Genomic DNA, 17,356 nt, shown 5'->3' with positions numbered 1-17,356 from the left:
CGGACCGCAGGGGTAGGATCCTCATCTCCTTCGGACGTATTCATAAGCCGTCAGGGGTACATAACCCCTTCGGACCCAGATCGTCCGTGACAACGCGGCGTATCCAAACGCCCCGTCGCCACATCTTCGTACATAGTTGTAATCGCCGATCACTACTTAAGGCCTGCGAACCTCAGGTCCGAAGGTAGTCAGTGCCACACATTGAGAGGACAGTATCGTTATCCGGAACATGGTAACTGCAAAACAGTAGTGAAGAGTCAGATATCGGACCGAGAGGCTCTTGATGAACAGTACTGAGAGTACTTTCGGTCAAATCGACATCGCCGTATGGCTTGCTGAGATAGTAGCCGTTGGAATTCAATACATACCTGAACGCGTTGCGATCAGTGTATGAATAGTTTCAGTGTCTACTATGGTTTGCACCCCCACTGCATATTTGATTCAGTTCACACGCCTCATAGCAGAGAATAGAGACGGACTGAATTGACCGCGGTTAAACGACTGTTTCGCGACTCCAAGTCATCAAGTCGTCTGTTCACAGTACCGACAAATCCATGGGTCCTGACGGGGCCACCCGAGACGGTGAGAAAATGGTGATAACCGGAACGAGCTGCTGGGCCGAACGCCGCACGAGTACCGCCCCTGTCGACGAAACGACGGCAACCTCGAGAAGGCGAACTTGAAGTGCCAGATGGACACTCTCCGGGAGGTCATCCGATTTCTCGGTACCATCGACGGCGTCCACCCCAACCTCCACCAGACGGTCCGATAGCCCGATCACAATCCTGATGACGACGCCCGCGAAGTGATTCTCGACCATGAACAGGCCGATGAAGCGCTGAACGACCTCGCAACCATTTTTTAAAGAATGGGAAGTGGGAATGCCTCCGAATAGGGTGGCCGGAGGCGATTAGTTGGTTTCGGATATCACTACCGATAGTTTCGATAGGTGACAGGCTGCCAACAAGACTATCTTTGCGGAATTCTAAGAGACACGTGGCGGGGAGAGGATTCGGTCGTTACCCGGCTGAATGTGTCCGACTTCGAGACAGACGGAACCTCGCCGCACCCTGAGATCGTTCCGGCTTGAAAGTCACTAGCCACATTGTCAAACTCGATCTCAAACCCACCCACTTGACACACACCTATGGGGGTGGGGCTCCGACGCTGGCCCCTAGCCAGCGTTTCTCGAGACACGATTTTGCTCAGTAGTGACAGCGATCTCGATATCGACCTCGAACGCCACCGCTCGAGCCGAGAGCGTCTCAGCGGCCTCCCGACGCTGCTCGAGCGCGAGGGCGTCGCGCTCGATGATTCAAACGGCCCCCCCTTCCGGCGCGTTGAGAACATCGCGCGTACACGACGGGCACAGACGACGAAGCGTGTCAACACGGTCACCGGACCGCTCGCCCTCATCGGATTCGACGAGGCGGCTCATCGCGAACAACCGCCCTCGTGATCACTGTCTGGCTGTAGTGATCGATCGGCATAGTCCCAAAGAATGGAGTTCTCGAGCCGGTATCTTATTGAGAGACACTGCTCGAGTACGAGTATGATCGGTACAGGGACTCTAAGTATCGCAGTGACGTTCGGTATCGCGATGGTGCTGACGCTCGGTATTCTCCTTCGGCTGCTAAAGAACGCCGAGGGACTGTGATCAGTAACGCTCGAGGACTGATCGATTCCACCGGCGGTGCAGACCGCCCGATTCTCGAGCGCCCGCCGAACGTCCTCGTAGTCGCTTGCTGGGCCGGATGGGCTATCGGCGTTCGACTCCGCCGTAAGCCAATTCGCCGGGACGAACAAGCTACAAATCGCCCTCACCACCGTGACGGCCGGGCGATGTCTCCGGATCCAGAAGCCCGACCTCGACGCCAACAGCGGAGCCGCGGCTCAGTCAAGTGTACGTATCGGGGTCACCACAGCGGTTGGCCCGATCGTCGTTGCCACCGAAGACGCAACGGAACCGGTCGGTGATATGGGCTCCGCAGTGCTTGGATGTCGAGTTGTCGACCGACGGCCACGCTGCGACCGTCGCGCCGACCACCGCGTTTCGACTACTACTTTCGCACGAATGCGACGACCCGGAACCAGTGACTGGTTCGGTTCAGGTTCAGACGAGGATTGTTCGGGATATGAAAAATTCCACTTCGAGTGGTTCAAAGGTCGGTTATCGGCCGAATCAGTTTCGGCCACACTCGGGTTTTTTGCGCATGGGCCCTGACGGATTCGAACCATCGACCACTCGGTGTCTCACACGATCTCACGAGTCAGATTGTGTTATGAGCCGAGCGCTCTAACCAGACTGAGCTAAGGGCCCGATAGTTGCGTATCTATGAGATAATCCTCATGCCAATTAACCCTTGCTGTCTGGCCGTTTTTGGTTCTCTGGTACCGTATCTCCATCCCTGTTTTTGGAGCATCCTGAATTGGTACGAGATAGGTTTCTCCAATCACAGGATTGTACACAGCGAAATAGTCAATCTTCCCATCGTATCCTGCTCTCTCATAGCCCTGCGTCTTCACCCTCGTACTCCGTGTTTCAAATCGAACTTTGCCATCGTCGTTACTGGATGCCGTCTTACATTGAATACGTAGTAGATCCGACCCTCTGTCAATCACGAGGTCATACGGTAAATTATCCGACCCAGGGACAAGAACAGGAATTCCACGTGAAAGAAACTCTGCCTTAATAATCCCCTCTGTTGCGTCGCCTTTTTTCTGCGGTTCTGATAGGTTCTGAAAGGCCTCTTCCATTATTGGTTTTAAGTGAGGGCTCGAATTTAAAATTTATTATGAAATAGAATGTATTCGGGGCACTATAATCCAAAGTTTCGCTTGATCACTATGCTACGCTAGTCTCAAAGCGCAATTTGAGGAAGTGAATTACCGAGTATTCGTTGCCATCTCGAGATCCCGTCGTCTCGAGCCGATACCTACGCAGTCAGCGCCTCGAGTTCGTCGTCACTCAGCTCGGCTTCGAGTTCCGCCTCGCTGTGAGACTCGAGGGCGTCCTCGCGCTCCTCGGCGTCGAGGTCGGTCACGGATTCGAAGTGGTGACACATAGCAATCGAATGCACGCCCTTGGGCACAATAAAGGCTGTTACAGGAGAGCTGACTGTTCGCCTCGCCGTCTCAGGACGAACTCCCGCGGATAGTCGCGTTTCCCCGTCCGCAGGTACAGGCAGTCCGCGTTTCGAGGAGGAAACCGCCGCTCGAGTACCGGAACCGCAGTCAAGAGGCGTGTCTGGAGACCGGAACCGCAACTCGCCTACTCGTCCTGGTATTCCGCGAGCGTCTGATCGGTCGTCCCGGCGCGGTGACGCGTCGCCAGTCCCGCGAGGTGGGGCGATTCGGGGACGATCAGCTCCTCACAGGCGGTTTCGCAGGCGCTCCGGCTCCCGGGGAGGCAGAAGACGGGCGTGTCGACGGCGATTCCCGCCGTCGCGCGCGAGGCCATCGCTCGCGTTCCGACCTCGTCCCACGAGAGCGAACGAAACAGTTCGCCGAAGCCAGGCAGCTCGCGCTCGAACAGCGATGCGGTCGCCTCCGGAGAGACGTCGTCGACGGTGACACCGGTGCCGCCCGTGGTACACACTACGTCGATGTCGCGGCGTGCCACGAGGCCCCGGACGGCGGTTCGGATCGCCGAGTAGTCGTCCCGGACCAGGAGCCGTTTTCGGACCTCGTGGCCATCGGCTTCGAAAGAGTCCTGAATGGTGTCTCCGCCCGGATCGTCGGGATCCGCCGTGCCCGCACGAGAACTGGAGACGGTGACGATTCCAACGTAAAGCGGGTCGATGATATCGTGTCCGTGGTGGTCTGTACTCCGTCGGTCGTCGCCGTCGCTGGTCATGTGTCTACGTCACTGGCGAAGGACGATAATCCCTCTCCCGAAAACCGGTGGTCGAACTCGCGGATGACAGTTGGATCGTCGGTTACAACTCACCCAATCGAGACGAATCGAGAAGCGCCGAAGCCAGGACTCGAACCTGGGACAACCTCGTATCTGCGGCGGACAGGGAATCCCTGAGTCGCCGTAACAGCGAGGTGCTCTACCATCTGAGCTACTTCGGCTCATCATCTGGTAATCGGGTGTATTTGATAGGGCTTTCGTTTTCCCTGCTTCGGGTTCGATACTCTTTCACGCACCGCTCGAGTACGCGTTCCCAATGAGCGAGGAGGACGCCGACAGCGCGGACCACGGTTCCGGCGGTCAGTGCGGAAACAGCGCTGACGACGGTGACGAGCCCGACGATCGAGAGCCGGATCGCGACCTCGAGCGGGTCGTCGCCGAGATTCGATCGCGGGTCACCCCCGACGACGACGAACGCGCGCGACTCCGCGAGGTCGCCGACCGGCTCATCGATCGAGCCGAGGCCGCGGCGACCGACCTGTGTGCCGACGCCGACGTCTTACAGGTCGGCTCCACCGCCAGAAACACCTGGACCAGCGGCGACCGCGACATCGACATCTTCGTCCGATTCCCGTCGGCTCTCGACCGCGAAACGCTCGAGGAGTACGGTCTCGAGGTCGGCCACGCGACCCTGCCCGAGGGCCACGAGGAGTACGCCGAACATCCCTACGTCAAGGGGACGGTCGAGGGGTTCGACGTCGACGTCGTCCCCTGTTTCCGACTCGAATCGGCGACCGAAATCCGTTCGGCGGTCGATCGGACGCCGTTTCACACGCGGTACCTCCAGCGGCGACTGGACGACGAGCTCGCGGCAGCCGTCCGCGTCACCAAACAGTTCCTCAAGGGGATCGGCGTCTACGGCAGCGACCTCCGAACCCGTGGGTTCAGCGGCTATCTCACGGAGCTCCTCGTCTGTGAGTACGGCGGGTTTCGGCCGCTGCTCGAGGCCGCGGCCGACTGGCGGCCGCCGGTCGAACTCGACCCCGAAGAACACGGCCGCGGGCGAGAGACGGCATCGTCGTCTCGAGACGAGGGGATCGGCGACGCCACTCTCCCGTTCGACGATCCGCTGATCGTCATCGATCCGACGGATCCCGAACGCAACGTCGCCGCGGTCTGCTCGGCCGAAAACGTCGCTCGCTTTCAGCATTACGCCCGGGAATTCCTCGCGTCCCCGCGAATCGACCGTTTCGAACCCGACGATCCGGAGCCGCTGTCCGAGTCGGAGCTGCGCGACCACCTCGAGCGCCGGGCTACCACGCCCGTTGCCGTCCGGTTCGACGCCCCCGACCTCGTCGAGGATCAGCTCTATCCGCAGCTTCGAAAATCGCTGGCGGGCATCACGAAGGGGCTGGACGATCGCGGGTTCGACGTCTTTCGGGCGACGGCTGTTGCCGACGGGACCGCCGTCATCTTCGCCGAACTCGCGGTCGGCGAGCGGCCGGCCGTCGAGCGCCACGAGGGCCCACCGGTCCACGTCCGCGACCACGCGACCGGCTTTTACGGGTCGTACGCGGATGACCCCGACGCCTACGGTCCGTTCATCGCGGGGGGCCGCTACGTTACCGAGCGCGAACGGGAGTTTACCACCGCCCGCGCGTTTCTCGAGAGCGACCGCCTCTTCGACGTCGGACTGGGTGCACACGTCGAGACGGCACTCGAGGAAGAGTACGACGTACTGGTCGGGACGGAGATCACGGCGCTGCTCGAGGAATTCGGGACAGAACTGCGAACGTACTTCGACCCTCGGCCCTGAGGAGCGCCGGCGCTACGGCGACCGTTTCCGTCAGAGCTCGTCCAGATCCACGTCGAGATCGTGGGCCTCGAGTACGTCCTCGAGGGCCGATTCGGCACTGTCGCCGGGTTCGTCGTCGGGCTCGATCGGTTCGCGACCGTCGAAGGTCTCGTGGACGAGCGCCACGCTGTCGGCGAGCACGTCCAGTCCGTAGCCGCCCTCGAGGACGAACGCCAGCGCGGCGTCGGTGTCGCCGGCGAGGGACCGCATGCGGTCGCTCATCAGCGCGTAGGCCTCCGTCGAGAGCCGGATCCGCGAGATTGGGTCGTGACGATGGGCGTCGAACCCCGCGCTGATGAGGAGGAGATCGGGATCGAACGCGGTGAACGCGGCGGTGATCGGCCCGTCGACGGCGGCCAGATACTCCCGGTCGTCGGTGCCGGCTGGCATCGGAACGTTCATCGTCGTCCCGTCGCCCTCTCCCTCGCCGGTCTCGTCGACGTCGCCGGTGCCGGGGTAGAGCCCCTGCTCGTGGATCGAGGCGAAGAACACGTCGCCCCTGTCGTAGAAGATGTCCTGCGTCCCGTTGCCGTGGTGGACGTCCCAGTCGAGGATCGCCACCCGGTCGACGTCGTACGCGTCGTGATCGAGGGCGTACTGGGCGGCGACGGCGGCGTTATTGACGAAGCAAAACCCCATCGCGTCGTCGTAGACTGCGTGGTGGCCCGGCGGTCGACCGATCGAGAAGGGCGTGTCACGGCCCGTATCGCCCTCGAGCGCCGCCTCGGCGGCCCAGCAGGCGAGCCCGGCGCTCTGGCAGGCCGCGTCCCAGGTCGCCTCGACGGCGGCGGTGTCGGGATCCCAACTCCCGCCGCCGTCGGCACAGAACTCCCGAACGGACTCGAGGTACTCGCGGTCGTGGACGGCCGCCATCGCGTCGATGTCGCACGGATCGCTCTCGACGTACGTGACGCCGTGTTTCTTCTTCAGCCGTTCCCGAATCGCCCGTAACCGGTCCGGCGACTCCGGGTGGCGCGAACCGGGATCGTGTGCGAGACAGAGCTCGCTGTAGCCGAACTGCATCTGCTCACTCGAACAGCGAGAAGTACGTCTCGATGTCGTCGTCGGTGATCGTCCGCCGGTCGGCGTGGTGTGCGAGAGTCGCGGCCGCCCGGGCGACGTTATCCGCGTAGTCCTCGAGGATATCGGCGAGGGCGACGCGGGCGTCCATCGAGACGCGATAGCGATCGTCGATTTCCAGCCTGGCGATGCGATCGACCGGCGCGACCGGGAGCTCGAGGTCGTCCTTGTCGACGACCGCTTCGACGCCGAAATCTTGGGCCATCAGCGTCTTCCGGCCATCGGCCGTCGCCTCCTCGGCGGCGTCGATTGCGAGTTCGCTCCCGTGTTCTTGAATCCGCGTTGCGAGTTGCTTCGACGCGTCAGCACTCACCCGAAGATTGCCTGCGTTCCGCCGGATGATCGTATCCACCGGGGCGAACGGGAGTTCGACGTTCATATCATGATAGGCGAAGCTAACTCCCTTAACGCTTTTCCTAGGCGGCCGATGAGGTTGCTCGCCGCATCAGAACACGTCGTTTGCGTCGAGGCGACCGTCGCGGACGACTCCTCGGGCGGTTACCTCTTCGCCGAGGCCGACGTCGGCGTCGGTCGCGACGCTCATGGTCGTTTCGCCGTCGTCGAGCACGATCGGGTCGCCCGCCTGCACGACGACGCCGGTGAACTCGCGTTCCTCGCCGTCGGACGGGTCGTCCGAGTCGGGCTCGGCGTCGGCGCTGGCGCTCTCGTCGGTGGTGTCGCGAGAGGCACTCGAGGCGGTGCTCTCACCGGCGTCGCTCTCGCCCGAGTCGCCGTCGTCACCGGCGAAGGCGGACAGGCCGGCGTTCTCGTCGCTCGAGCCGCCCGTGTCGCCCTCGGACCCGCTGGTGTCGGACGAATCGGACTCGAGGACCGTGATCGTCGACTGCCAGCCCGCGGAGGCCTCGAGATCGTCCTGCCAGCCGTCCTGAATCTCGACGTCGCCGAGTGCGACCTCGTCGCCCGGGCCGATGTCGATGTCGGCCTTGTCGCCCCAGAGGGCGACGCGGATATCGTCGGTCGCGTCCTGGACGCGGATGTTCCGGACCTGTCCCTCCGAGCCGTCGTCGCGGTCGAACGTTCGCTTGGGATCGGCCGAGCGAACGACGCCGGCGATATCGACCAGCTGATCGATCTCGAGCTCCTCGATCGGCGTGCTCTCGGGGACGTACTCGACTTCCTCGTCGACTTCCTCGACGGCACCGCGGTTGCCGACGTGGAGTTCTAACTGTCCGTCGCGGTCCTTGACGTAGCCGTCGATCACTTCGACGGTCGTCCCGGCCTCGAGTTCGGTTGCGAGATCGGCCTGCTCGTCCCAGAGGGTCACGCGGATGCGACCGGTCGAGTCGCCCAACACGAGGTTCGAGACCTTCCCCTCGGAGCCGTCGTCGCGATCGAACGTCCGCACGCTGTCGGTGTCCAGCAGGAGACCGACGAGGTTGACGTTCGAGAGACCGAGCGAGAGATCCTCGACGGTGTACGTATCGGAGACCTGCACGTCGATCTCGGTGTCATCGTCGGGTTGGACGTCGTCCACGCTGATTTCGACGCCGGAAAAGCCCTCCTTGGGCCGGCCCTTGATCCGCAGGACCTGGCCCTCCTCGAGTTCCTCGATGGCGGCCTGGGCGTGGTCGTCCCAGAACGCCGCTCGCACGGAACCGGTCTCGTCCGCCACCTCGACGTTGACGACCTGCCCGTCCGCGTCCTCGCCGTCGCGCTCGAACGTGCGCACCTCGCCGATAGAGAGCACCTTGGCGAGGAACTTCGCCTCCTCCATCCCGGGTTCGATGTCGGCGATACCGCCGACCTCGCTCTCGCCGACTTCGTGAGCGACGAGCATCGCCGCCGTCTCCTCGTCCGCGAGTCCCCCCATCTGCTCGACTTTCGCCTCGACGGCCTCGCGAAACTCCTCGAGAGAAACGTCGGCCTCGAGGTCCTCATATACGCCCTCGATGTCGCTCATTCTATGCTCGTGCATGGGTAGCCCGCGCATAAGCGTTATCCATTCGGTATCCCAGCGTGTCGCTTCGTCCGACGGAGGCGGGGGATATCCGTGTCGTACCCGGCAGTTTCGAGCCGTCGGAAACGGCTCGTCCGGACCGCGCGACGACGGGGCTCGCACAGGGGATCATGCGTCTCACTGGCCGCGCCCTGTTATATAAACGTCAGTGCAGCCGTGCGCGAGCGGGGAATCGTTCGGAACGCCGATTCGGCGGCGAACCGCCGAGAGAAGACGATGGTATGAGTCCGGTGGCCAAACTCGAGGAGCCGGAATTGAGCCCACAGCGGTCACGAAAGTCAGGGGCGGCAACGGGAGCCTTTCGAAAGGGCTTTAATGTCCAGACAGTTACGAAGAGATGAGTCCTGGTAGGGTAGTGGACTATCCTCTTGGCTTGCGGAGCCAGGGACCGGAGTTCAAATCTCCGTCAGGACGTTTCTGCCGACACCAAACCGCGAGCGACGCGTGGCGCGTTAGCGCCACGAAAAGCGAACGGCGAAGCCGTGAGCAGCGAGCGGCTGGTGTCGGTGAAACTCCCCGGAGATTTGAGCAGACGAGTCGCAGCCCGGGAGCGAACGTAGTGAGCGACCCGGAACGTCTCGGCGTGTTTAAATCTCCGTCAGGACGCTCACTCCTAACGAGTGCTTCGCGTCGCTCAGCGCTCGCTTCGTCGTTCGGTCCTGACGTGCCCAACGCTCACTTCGTTCGCGTTGGACTCCGTCAGGACGGGTTTCCCAGACACAGTGACGATGAGCGAAGCGCCTCGTCCGTGTTTGTCGAGAGATCCTCGACACGATGTCCGCGTTGCCCTCTGCCGGCGTACGGAGACTATTGCAGATCTGAAACGATACGGATCCGTCTGTTTTCATGTAGAAACTAGTTTAGTTGTAAAATATATAGGATAGCTACCGCACCGTTGAAGTGTGTGTTCAGAAACACGAGACGACGGTTCTTGACGGGGTGTGCAACGACTATTGCAGCCAGTAGCGTGTTTGTCGGGTCGGGGAGTGCGGCTTCGACGGCCGACGCGGGAGGCGAGCTCCCGCCGCAGCCGCCGGAGGCTGTGGCAGGCTGGTCCGCCGCTCGAGGCGGATGCGGAAACACGGCCGCGGTCGGCTCCGATCACGGGTTCGGCGACGGGTTCGATTTCGACGCCCTCGAGGTCGACTGGACGGCCGACGCCGGGGGATTGCCGGTCGTCGACGACGGTACCGTCTATCTCCCGGTGGAAGGGGCGGTGCACGCGTTCGATGCCGCCGACGGGTCGCTCGAGTGGCAAAGCGAGGAGGTCGGTGCCAGCGACCCGCCGACGGTCGCGTACGGGACCGTATTCGTGAGCGGCGAGCGGGGCGTCACCGCGCTCGATGCCGCGAGCGGGGACGTTCGATGGGAAACCTCGGTCTCCGACGCCGCCACCGATTCCGACGCCGACGACCCCGCTATCTCGCCGCCGACGGTCGCGTTCGAGCGGGTGTACGTCTGCACCGACGGCGGTCTATCCGCGATCGACTGTGAGACCGGCGAGATCGACTGGCGTCGGGACTCGGTCACCGTGACCGTCGGCGATCCCTGGGAGGAACGGAACGAGGTCGATCGAACGCTCGAGGGAGGAGTGGCGGTCACCGACGAGCGCGTCTTCGCGCTCGCCAAAACGGGAGTGATCGCCGGTCTCGATCCGCTGACGGGCGAGCAGCAGTTGACGACCGATACGTACTATTACTACCTCCACGACCTCGTGGCGACCGACGAGCGGGTATTCGTTCGATCCGAGTCGGAGGAGGTCGCCGCCTACGATTCGACGACCGGCGAGCGCGAGGAGAGGTGGGACGGCGGGATTCGTCGACTCGCCGTCGGCGGGGAGACGCTGGTCTTCGTCACGCGATACGAACTCGTCGCGATCGACCTCGAGAGCGGCGACGAGCGGTGGTCCGTGGGGAAATACTCGCACAGTATCGGCGATCCAGTGATCGCTTGCAATACGGTTCTCGTCAGCTTCGGCGTACAGGGCGGCGAGTACGAAGACTCGCTCGTCGCCTTCGACCTCGACGACGGCGGCGAGCAGTGGATCTTCTCGCGAACGGAGAGCGCGTTCGTGGGAGGGCGGTGCGCGGTCGCCGATCGAACGATCTACATCGACGACGGCGGGCTGACCGCGATTCGCGCGAACGAGGGCGAACGCGACGAAGGAGACGAGGATGCGAAGGGAGACGACGAACGCGGTGAAGCCGACGAAACAGACGGGCCGGACTCGGATACCGCGGACGAGGTGCGGGACGAACAGACCGAAACCGAGGCGGGCAGAGAGACCGACGTTCAAAACGAGAGTGGCGACTCGGAAACCGACGGAGAACGGCGAACCGGATTTATCTTCCGGACGATGTGGAGTTGGCTCTCATAGCGAGAGAGTTTGGCTCGGCGGACCCGACGGGACCGAAGCCGGGCCGACCGCGCTCCCGCTTCGGGAATCGATCCGCAGTGGTCGACGGTGAGGAAAGACGGGGTTCGCACGCGCCGTTGGAACACTCGAGTCCGCCTCGAGCCGGCGCGATCGCTCTCGGGGTGAAACTGGGTGAGAGGAGTAAGCCCCCTTCTGTTCGACCCGGCATTCGGCTGAGCGTCCGCGCCGTCCGCGGCGGAGCCGCGGGGTGTTCGGGCTACCACGGCGCGGACTTGCACCGGTGAGGATTCGCCGTTCCATCGATCCTCGGCCGTCTGTGTGCGGTCAATCGCGCCGATGGCGCGATTCGTGGATTCGAACCACGCGTCGCGACCGCACACGGCTCGCGGCTTCCGCCGCTCGCCCGTTCGGCGGTTCTCGCACCGCCTCACGAACGTGGCCGCAAAGCGGCCACGCGTTCCCTCTGCGGGTCAACTCCCCTTCCTCTCGGTCGGGTTCGCGCGCATCATCGGTCTGGCCGAGACGTGTCGTTTCTGTTCCAGAGCCAGCGGTCTCCCGCTCCGGACTTGCGTCCGGTCACCCGCCCGAACGGGTGGGGGGACTTTCCTCGCGGGCGTGGGGCGTCCCGGAGGGACGGTCCACGTTAGAGCGTGATGCATCCCGAAGGATGGGCACGCAGGTGGTCGCGCCGTTGCCGGCGGGACCATCGCGGCAGCCAGGCTCTCTCTCCCACCGTCTCTTGGGGCGTCGGTCGAATAAGTGCCCCGGTCGGAGACTCAAAAAGAGCACCGTAACGAATGGAAGCGTTTTAGGACGACTATCCCCTTGACCTTCTGTATGTCCCAGGGACAGGGCGTCGACCTTTCCTACGAGGACGGTGCGCGCGCGGTCGAACTCGCGCGTGAATCCGTCGACTCCTACGTACGACACGGGCAGCGAGAACAACCAGGCAGCATGCGCGAGGCCTTCTACGAGCGGACCGGTGCGTTCGTCCGCCTCGAGTCGACCCGCGGCCGGGGGAGCCTGCGGGGCTGTGCGGGTGGCTACCACTCGGACGACCAGCTCGGCCACGTCATCGTGGACGCGGCGATCGAGGCCGCCAGCGAGGACTCCTGTGGCTCGGAGGTGAGCCCCTCGGAGCTTCCGAACCTGACGGTCTCGGTCTGTACCGTCAGGAACGTGGTGCTGACGGACGACCCACTGGCCGATATCGAGCTCGGTACCCACGGCGTCGCCATCGACGGCGGCGGCGAAGGCGGCTGGATGTATCCGACGGTCCCGGTCGAGAACGACTGGAGCGCCCGCGAGTACCTCGATCGAACCTGTCGGAAGGCGAAGCTCGCGCCGGGCGCCTGGCAGAACGACGACGTCATCGTCACGCTGTTCGAAGGCCAAGTCTTCCGCGAGCGGAAGGCCGACGGCAGCATCGAGGAACTCTGAGAGGCCAACGGGGGAACGGTTCGAATCGCGCGTCGCGAGCGTGAACGAAGCGCGGAACGCGAGGTGTTGTGGCTACTTCTCGACCGACAGTACCGACCGCGCGTCGAGTCTCGAGACGCGACGCAACGGCCAATCAGTTCGCGATGGCGGCGCGGGCGTGCGGCTCGGTACCGTCGATGGAACTCATAGCACGGTTGTTTCGGCCCGGAAAGTTCAAGTTATTGATTCGTGAACTCGACCCGATCGGCGTCGGCCAGACACCGCTCGCTGGCCGCCTCGAGGTCGAACTCCCGGACGACCTCGCCGTCCTGGATCAGCGGCTCGAGCAGCGCCTCGCCCTCGTCGGGGCCGTCGCGGTCGGCCAGCGCGACGTGGTGACCGCCGTCGGGGGTCCGGTAGACATCCTTGACCCCCGATAGCTTGCCCCGCTTTGAAATCGGCTCGCCCTCTATTTCGACGATATCGAGGCTGAAGTCGACCGAATCGGCACCCGTAATGTGGCTGCCGACGCCGAAGCCGTCGGCGACGTCGCGCAGCGGGCGGATGGTCTCGGGCTCGAGGCCGCCGCTACAGAAGATGTCGACGTCCTCGTGACCGCGGGCGTCGAGTTCCCAGCGGACCTCGCGGATGATGTGCGGGAAGTCGCCGCGACGGGAACTCGTGGTGTCGATGCGAACGCCGTCGAGATCGTCGCCGAGCGTCTCGGCGGCCAGCAGGCTCTCGCTCTTCTCGTCCCAGAAGGTGTCGACCAGCGCGATCCGGGGCACCTCCTCGCCGACGGCTTCGTCGAACGCCGTCCACGCCTCGGCCTGGTTGCCCTCGCCGAAGCAGAACATGAGCGCGTGGGGCATCGTCCCGCCCGCCTCTCGACCCAAAATCTCGCCCGCCGCGACGTGGGAGAAGCCGTCGAGACCCGCGAGCAACGCGGCTCGCTCGACCGCCGTCGCGATCGAGGGGTGGACGTGGCGCGCGCCGAAGGAGAGGACGAGCGACTCGGGAGCCGCCAGTCTGGCCTCGAGCGCGGCCGTCGCGAACCCGCTGGGCTGCGAGAGGAATCCGAGCAGTGAGGTCTCGAGTTCGGCGAACTCGAGGTAGGGACCCTCGATCCGACAGACGGGGCCGCCGTCGAACAGTTGCCCGTCGGGGACCGCGTCGATGTCAACGTCGCGGCCCTCGAATAGCGTCGCCACGTCTTTGATGCCGGTAAACACGTCGAACTCCCCGGTCGGGAACTGGTCGGCGGTGACTTCGGCGACGACGCGGGGGTTCTTGCCAGCGTGCTCGAGCGTGGCCCGCGTGCGCTCGAAGTAAGCGTCAGTCGCGTCCCCCTCGAGAATCGCCGCCGCGGGGACGGTTCCGAACGGATTTGACATATCACCGGTTTCCCGCGGGAGACAAAAAAGCTACCCGTCTGCCGGCGCGCGCGGCGTCTCCGGCGGATCGATCTGAGACGGCGCTGCGAGCCGTGACGGCGCGGCGGTGGCGGTCGGTTCGGCGGTGGCCGTCGACTCGTCGAGAGACGTCGGTCCGGCGGCGGCCGTCCGTTCGAGTGAGGCCGCCGGCTCGAGGGCAGCCCCGGATCCGCTCCGGTTCGAGCCCGATTCAACGGGGTGGACCGCCTCGAGGTCGTCGACGGTCGGCGCGCCGACGATCTCGACCGTCTCGCCGGTGACGGAGACGCGATACGCGCCCTCGAAGGCCTCGCCGTCGGGGATCCGGTAGACACCGTTTCCAGCAGTGTCGACCCGTTCGGCCCCCCGGCTCGCGAGGAGCCGGCGGTAGGCGTCGGCGAATTCGGTCGCGTCGGCGGGACTCTCCCAGGCGAGCCGCCAGACGTGGCTCGTCCGTTCCGGCCCGTCCGTCCGCTGGTACACGCGGATGCTATCGCCGGCCCAGCCGGCCGTCGCGGGATGTGAGTAATTGTACTGCGAACCCTCGGTCGCCCCCTCGCGGAGCGGGCGCTCGATGACGCCGTTGGCCCAGAGCGTCGCGAACAGCGTGGCCTCGCCGATCGTCTCCTCCCGGGGCTCGCCGTCAGTACCGTTTCCACCGTCCGCGATCGGTTGCCACTCATCGCTCGAGCGGTCCGGGATCGCGACGTCGACCGGATCGGCGTCGGGATAGCGCTCCGGGTGGATCAACTGGGCAGTGCTCCGGGGCGGGGCGTCGTGGGCGGCATCGACGGCGTCCCAGCCGCCGCGGTCGTAAAGGTCAGTGACGAACGGCGGCCCCTCCGCGTACGGCACGTAGATCGAGAGGAAGAGCCCGACGTTGAACGGGCGCTGTGCGATCTCGTCGCCCGACGCCGCCGATAGCCGGCTGTCGGGCAGACACTGCCACTCGCCTCCGCACCGACGATCGTACTGGACGGGGACGTAGCCCGCCTCACCCTCGAGCAGCCCGTTTTCGGCGCGGATCCCGTCGATCGTCTCGCTCTCGCGAGCGAGACCGAAGTGCTGGTCCTGGAGCGCGTGCGTCAGTTCGTGGACCAAGATCTCTCGATCGATCCGGATCTCGTCGGCGTCGTCGGTGATAATGACGATTCGGTCGTTCACGTAGTAACCCTGAATCGAATCGGCGTAGAGATCGGCGAACGCCCGATTGACGTCGGTCTCGCCGTCGACGACGAACGCCCCGCGCCAGAGCTCGTTGGTGAACGCCGACGCGTTTTCGGTGTTGGACGCCCGCCGGTCGCGGTACTCGGCGCGGCTCATCACCTCGAGGTCGACGTCGCGTTCGTATTTCAGCCCGCGGACGACCTCGATTCGAGCCATCGAGCGGTACTTCACGGCCTCGAGTTGCGCCTCGGTGAGACCGTCGCTCGCGTCGAATTCGAAGACGTCGTCGTGGGCGTAATCGCCGACGTACCCGAGTTCGCGGCCCGCGTCGAACCCGTCGGGAGAGCCGGGAAGCGCACAGCCCGAGAGTACGATCAGGACGACGACCGCGAACAGGCGAGCTCGGCTCATTGCATCACCGTTCGGCGAGATCGTGAAAGCGCCGTCGATCGGCCGGCAGCGAAAATGCGGTGTCGGTCAGTTTCGAGGACGGCGCGTGGCTCGGTCGGTACCCCGGTCACTGTCGGCGGCGGCCGACGGCGAACCAGGTCGCCGATCCGAGCAGTGCGAGCGCGATCGCGCCCGCTACGGCCGTCACACCGAACCCGGGAATGGGATCGGGAGCAGCTTCGGGTGCCGCGCCGGCCTCAACGTTCGACAGCGCCGCGACCGACGGGGCGCGGACGATCGTCACCGTCGTCCCGTTTTGCTCGAGGGAGTACGCGCCGGCGTAACCGCCGTCGTCGATCACGAACGTGTCCCGGTGACCGGCGACCGCCTCGGCACCGTGGTCGTCGAGTTGTTGGCGGTAGCCGTCGAAGAACTCCTCGGAGTCCCCGGCCGACTGCCACTCCGTTCGCCAGACGTAGCCGGCCTCGCCGGCCGCGGCGGGGTCGCTCTCGTCGTCGATCTCGTCGCTGGTGTAGACGACCAGTTCGTCGCCGGCCCAGCCGTCGGTAACGGAGTGGTCGTAGTCGTAGCTACCCTCCTCGCTGCCGAAGAATTCGCCGGCGCTGATCACCGACGACCGGCTCCCGTCCATCGCGTCGGCGGCGAACATCGCGACCATCCCCGCTTCGCCGACGGTGTCGTTCGCCACCTCGCCGTCGACGGTGAGCTGTCGCCAGCCGTCGCTCGAGCGGTCGGGGACCGAGACGTCGGCCGGTTCGCGCTCGGAGCCGGGGTGGATCACGGCCGAAGTCGTCGCGGGCGGGTCGTCGTAGGCCGCGTTGACCGCCGACCAGCCCTCGCCCTGCCGGCGCAAATGGTCGACGTAGTCGGGCCCGTCGCTGTAGGGCTGATAGACCGCGAAGTAGATGCCCCAGTTGACGTCGAAGTTCCCGGCCTGTTCCCCGCTGCCGGGGCTGAGACAGTCCCACTCGGAGCCACACCGCGCCTCGTACTCGCGCTCGACCCAACTGGCGTCGCCTTCGGCCAGCCCGTTGCCGGCCAGTTCCGCGTCCTGCGTCGAGCCGTTGAGCCGCGACAGGTCGAAGCGCTGATCCTGCAGCGCGTGGACGAGTTCGTGGCCGAGCGTCAGCTCGTCCAGTTCGGGCGTCTCGGGGTTCTCCGAGACGATGACGATCTCGTCGGTTTCGGGGTCGTAGTAGCCCTTGACGGCGCCGCCGTACACCGTCTCGGTCGCGTCGGCCGCCGCGGTCTCCCGATCGACCGTGAACAGCGCCTCGTAGCCGACGTTCTGCTCGAGTCGTTCGGCCGCAGTGTAGTTCGCGAAGCGCTCCTCGTTGTTCCGTCGGTAGGTCTCGCGGGAGACCACGTCGACGGCGACTTCGTCCGCGAAGGTCGTGTTCCGGATCGTCTCGACGCGGGCCATCGCTCGATAGATAACGGGATCGAGTTCGTCCTCGTCGACGACCGCGTTCGACTGGTCGTCGACGGCCAACTCGTCGTCGTACCAGTAGCCCTCGACGTAGCCGACGGTGTCCTCAGTCGAGGGGGTCTCGGGACGGGCATCCTGTGTAGTAGCCACCGCGCTCGAGACCGTCGGGGACTCGAGGGACGAGGCCGGCGCAGACTCGGACGGCGTCGCAGCGGTGCGCTCGGGAGACGCGGCAGGGCTCGCCGCCACCACGGGGCCGGCGAGACCGCCGGTCACCAGCATCGCGGTGAGGACGACCGTGAGCAGGGCGACGACCGAACGGGGACGCGTTGGCTGCATGTGAGGTGATTGGGTATCCGTTGGAATGGAACT

13 protein-coding genes, 3 tRNA genes, 1 other RNA gene and 1 pseudogene are annotated in these 17,356 nt (G+C 64.6%); 5 read left to right on the top strand and 13 right to left on the bottom strand.

Annotation, left to right across the window (positions count from 1 at the left end; genetic code table 11):
• Window positions 1-1,201 precede the first annotated feature (1,201 nt).
• The gene (locus AC0QDI_RS20700; RefSeq protein ID WP_474671404.1) at window positions 1,202-1,459 is read left to right on the top strand and encodes a hypothetical protein; all 258 of its coding nucleotides are present in this window, start codon (window positions 1,202-1,204) and stop codon (window positions 1,457-1,459) included.
• A gap of 348 nt (window positions 1,460-1,807) precedes the next feature.
• Here the strand turns inward: AC0QDI_RS20700 and AC0QDI_RS20695 are convergent.
• The 6 genes and pseudogenes from AC0QDI_RS20695 to AC0QDI_RS20670 all read right to left on the bottom strand — a co-directional run bounded on the left by AC0QDI_RS20695 (window position 1,808) and on the right by AC0QDI_RS20670 (window position 4,077).
• Window positions 1,808-2,047: pseudogene (locus AC0QDI_RS20695) on the bottom strand (DUF7563 family protein).
• 167 nt (window positions 2,048-2,214) lie between these two features.
• Window positions 2,215-2,320: transfer RNA gene (locus AC0QDI_RS20690), tRNA-Ile, on the bottom strand.
• A complete protein-coding gene (locus AC0QDI_RS20685) occupies window positions 2,311-2,757 on the bottom strand; it encodes a group I intron-associated PD-(D/E)XK endonuclease (protein ID WP_474671402.1) in 447 nt (148 codons plus the stop codon). Before AC0QDI_RS20685 ends, AC0QDI_RS20690 begins: the two co-directional genes overlap by 10 nt.
• Before the next feature lie 179 nt (window positions 2,758-2,936).
• Window positions 2,937-3,065 (bottom strand): hypothetical protein, encoded by a 129-nt coding sequence (locus tag AC0QDI_RS20680; protein WP_474671400.1) that lies wholly within the window; start codon window positions 3,063-3,065, stop codon window positions 2,937-2,939.
• A 206-nt stretch (window positions 3,066-3,271) separates the two neighbouring features.
• Window positions 3,272-3,856, bottom strand: a complete 585-nt coding sequence (locus AC0QDI_RS20675; protein WP_474671398.1) for a MogA/MoaB family molybdenum cofactor biosynthesis protein — start codon at window positions 3,854-3,856, stop codon at window positions 3,272-3,274.
• Between the two features lie 115 nt (window positions 3,857-3,971).
• Window positions 3,972-4,077: transfer RNA gene (locus tag AC0QDI_RS20670), tRNA-Asn, on the bottom strand.
• 95 nt (window positions 4,078-4,172) lie between these two features.
• Between AC0QDI_RS20670 and cca the strand changes: the two genes are divergently transcribed.
• Window positions 4,173-5,672, top strand: a complete 1,500-nt coding sequence (gene cca, locus AC0QDI_RS20665) for a CCA tRNA nucleotidyltransferase (protein ID WP_474671396.1) — start codon at window positions 4,173-4,175, stop codon at window positions 5,670-5,672.
• Between the two features lie 30 nt (window positions 5,673-5,702).
• Here the strand turns inward: cca and AC0QDI_RS20660 are convergent, their stop codons facing one another.
• From AC0QDI_RS20660 to AC0QDI_RS20650, 3 genes are all read right to left on the bottom strand, one after another.
• Complete coding sequence (locus AC0QDI_RS20660) at window positions 5,703-6,734, bottom strand: histone deacetylase family protein (protein ID WP_474671394.1); 1,032 nt, start codon at window positions 6,732-6,734, stop codon at window positions 5,703-5,705.
• Between the two features lie 4 nt (window positions 6,735-6,738).
• Window positions 6,739-7,170 (bottom strand): histone, encoded by a 432-nt coding sequence (locus AC0QDI_RS20655; protein ID WP_273740845.1) that lies wholly within the window; start codon window positions 7,168-7,170, stop codon window positions 6,739-6,741.
• Window positions 7,171-7,236: 66 nt separating this feature from the next.
• Entirely contained in the window at window positions 7,237-8,712 is a 1,476-nt protein-coding gene (locus tag AC0QDI_RS20650; RefSeq protein ID WP_474671392.1) for a single-stranded DNA binding protein, read from the bottom strand.
• 398 nt (window positions 8,713-9,110) lie between these two features.
• On the opposite strand from AC0QDI_RS20650, the gene AC0QDI_RS20645 reads away from it, so the two are divergent.
• Both AC0QDI_RS20645 and AC0QDI_RS20640 read left to right on the top strand, forming a co-directional pair.
• Window positions 9,111-9,183: transfer RNA gene (locus AC0QDI_RS20645), tRNA-Arg, on the top strand.
• Window positions 9,184-9,811: 628 nt separating this feature from the next.
• Window positions 9,812-11,146 carry a PQQ-binding-like beta-propeller repeat protein gene (locus tag AC0QDI_RS20640; RefSeq protein WP_474671390.1) on the top strand — a complete coding sequence of 445 codons (1,335 nt, stop codon included), beginning with the start codon at window positions 9,812-9,814 and terminating at the stop codon, window positions 11,144-11,146.
• Between the two features lie 169 nt (window positions 11,147-11,315).
• On the opposite strand, the gene rnpB is transcribed toward AC0QDI_RS20640, so the two are convergent.
• Window positions 11,316-11,773: RNase P RNA component (gene rnpB / locus AC0QDI_RS20635), an RNA gene on the bottom strand.
• 210 nt (window positions 11,774-11,983) lie between these two features.
• On the opposite strand from rnpB, the gene AC0QDI_RS20630 reads away from it, so the two are divergent.
• The gene (locus AC0QDI_RS20630; protein ID WP_474671388.1) at window positions 11,984-12,586 is read left to right on the top strand and encodes a TIGR00296 family protein; all 603 of its coding nucleotides are present in this window, start codon (window positions 11,984-11,986) and stop codon (window positions 12,584-12,586) included.
• Window positions 12,587-12,804: 218 nt separating this feature from the next.
• Here the strand turns inward: AC0QDI_RS20630 and AC0QDI_RS20625 are convergent, their stop codons facing one another.
• The 3 genes from AC0QDI_RS20625 to AC0QDI_RS20615 form a co-directional block, all read right to left on the bottom strand.
• Window positions 12,805-13,959 carry a nicotinate phosphoribosyltransferase gene (locus AC0QDI_RS20625; protein WP_474671386.1) on the bottom strand — a complete coding sequence of 385 codons (1,155 nt, stop codon included), beginning with the start codon at window positions 13,957-13,959 and terminating at the stop codon, window positions 12,805-12,807.
• 30 nt (window positions 13,960-13,989) lie between these two features.
• On the bottom strand, window positions 13,990-15,555 hold the full coding sequence (locus tag AC0QDI_RS20620) for an Hvo_1808 family surface protein (RefSeq protein WP_474671384.1): 1,566 nt from the start codon (window positions 15,553-15,555) through the stop codon (window positions 13,990-13,992).
• Window positions 15,556-15,661: 106 nt separating this feature from the next.
• On the bottom strand, window positions 15,662-17,323 hold the full coding sequence (locus AC0QDI_RS20615) for an Hvo_1808 family surface protein (protein WP_474671382.1): 1,662 nt from the start codon (window positions 17,321-17,323) through the stop codon (window positions 15,662-15,664).
• Window positions 17,324-17,356 lie beyond the last annotated feature (33 nt).

This window comes from Natrinema sp. LJW11 (assembly GCF_056135975.1).
Note: the sequence above shows the minus strand (reverse complement) of the source record. Positions and strands in the feature narration are given on the sequence as shown.

Excerpts from the sequence above, each read along its gene's own strand:
- AC0QDI_RS20685 (WP_474671402.1), bottom strand. The coding sequence starts at position 2,757 with ATGGAAGAGGCCTTTCAGAACCTATCAGAACCGCAGAAAAAAGGCGAC.
- AC0QDI_RS20680 (WP_474671400.1), bottom strand. The coding sequence starts at position 3,065 with ATGTGTCACCACTTCGAATCCGTGACCGACCTCGACGCCGAGGAGCGC.
- AC0QDI_RS20675 (WP_474671398.1), bottom strand. The coding sequence starts at position 3,856 with ATGACCAGCGACGGCGACGACCGACGGAGTACAGACCACCACGGACAC.
- cca (WP_474671396.1), top strand. The coding sequence starts at position 4,173 with ATGAGCGAGGAGGACGCCGACAGCGCGGACCACGGTTCCGGCGGTCAG.
- AC0QDI_RS20660 (WP_474671394.1), bottom strand. The coding sequence starts at position 6,734 with ATGCAGTTCGGCTACAGCGAGCTCTGTCTCGCACACGATCCCGGTTCG.
- AC0QDI_RS20655 (WP_273740845.1), bottom strand. The coding sequence starts at position 7,170 with ATGAACGTCGAACTCCCGTTCGCCCCGGTGGATACGATCATCCGGCGG.
- AC0QDI_RS20650 (WP_474671392.1), bottom strand. The coding sequence starts at position 8,712 with ATGAGCGACATCGAGGGCGTATATGAGGACCTCGAGGCCGACGTTTCT.
- AC0QDI_RS20630 (WP_474671388.1), top strand. The coding sequence starts at position 11,984 with ATGTCCCAGGGACAGGGCGTCGACCTTTCCTACGAGGACGGTGCGCGC.
- AC0QDI_RS20625 (WP_474671386.1), bottom strand. The coding sequence starts at position 13,959 with ATGTCAAATCCGTTCGGAACCGTCCCCGCGGCGGCGATTCTCGAGGGG.
- AC0QDI_RS20620 (WP_474671384.1), bottom strand. The coding sequence starts at position 15,555 with ATGAGCCGAGCTCGCCTGTTCGCGGTCGTCGTCCTGATCGTACTCTCG.
- AC0QDI_RS20615 (WP_474671382.1), bottom strand. The coding sequence starts at position 17,323 with ATGCAGCCAACGCGTCCCCGTTCGGTCGTCGCCCTGCTCACGGTCGTC.